Source organism: Bradyrhizobium sp. SHOUNA76 (assembly GCF_023006445.1).
Classification (GTDB): Bacteria; Pseudomonadota; Alphaproteobacteria; order Rhizobiales; family Xanthobacteraceae; genus Bradyrhizobium.
This window is the reverse complement of the sequence record NZ_JALBHA010000956.1, coordinates 1-1,038: the sequence shown is the minus strand read 5'-3', so window position 1 is coordinate 1,038 and position 1,038 is coordinate 1. Positions and strand designations below refer to the sequence as shown.

At 67.2% G+C, this 1,038-nt stretch carries 1 protein-coding gene and 1 pseudogene; both read right to left on the bottom strand.

Annotated elements, in window-relative coordinates; genetic code table 11:
• A pseudogene (locus MOV74_RS38925) lies at positions 1-277 on the bottom strand (hypothetical protein); the annotation flags it as partial.
• Between the two features lie 67 nt (positions 278-344).
• Positions 345-1,038: flagellar basal body P-ring protein FlgI (locus tag MOV74_RS38920; RefSeq protein ID WP_246932898.1), on the bottom strand; the 694-nt coding region annotated here is incomplete at its 5' end.

Sequence of the window (1,038 nt, the reverse complement as noted above, 5' to 3'; positions counted from 1 at the left end):
CTGACGCAGGCGTTTCGGAAGCGGGCACCGCGCCGGTGATCGCGGGTCCCGAATCTTCAGCCGCCCACGCCGTCGCCCGGACCGACGCATTGTCGCTTGGTATCCCGGTGATCGGCTGCGGCTTCTGCGGTCCGGACGCGCGGGCGCGCGCGAAGGAGAGCAGGTTGAGCGGCTTCGACGGCTTGGCTTCGTCCAGGGCCAGCACAGGCGAAGCGCCTGCGAGCACTGATGCCGCGACCAGCAGGAGGAATTTGGCTTTGTGATCCAGCTTCAGCATCGGGCCGCGTGCGATTCTCGGTCGAGACCTGAGCATTGAGCGACCAAGCTTGCACGACGCTTATGCATCATTGCACGATGACATCGGCCTGGAGCGCGCCAGCCGTCTTGATCGCCTGCAGGATCGCGATGATGCCAGACGGTTTCAGGCCGATCTGGTTCAGCCCGCGCACCAGGCGCTGGAGATCGACCCCGCTGAGGATCGCCACCTGCGCTCCGGCCTCGTTGGCCTCGACCACGGTCTGCGGGACGACCACTGTCTGGCCTCGCGAGAACGGCGCCGGCTGCGAGACCACGGGCATCTCCGTGACACGGACCGTCAGATTGCCGTGCGTCACCGCAACGGTCGATATCCGCACGTCGCGCCCGATCACCACCGTGCCGGTGCGCTCGTTGATCACCACACGTGCCGGCGTGTCCGGCTCGACCGTCAGCTCGCCGATCTCGGCAAGGAATCGGACCGGGCCGATGTGGCGCGGCTTCGACAGCACGATGTTGCGGTAGTCGCGCTCGAAGGCGATCTGGGCGCGGTAGCGTCCGCCGGCGTAGCGGTTGATGGCGTCGAGGATGCGCGTTGCGGTGACGAAATCGGGGTTCTTCAGCTCCAGCACCAGGAACTCCATCTCATGGAGACTTCCCTGCACCTCGCGCTCGACCAGCGCACCGTTCGGGATGCGCCCGGCCGTCGGCGTGCCCTGGCTGACGTTCTGCGCCTGGCCTCCGACGCTGAAACCGGCGACCGTGATCGCGCCCTGCGCCACC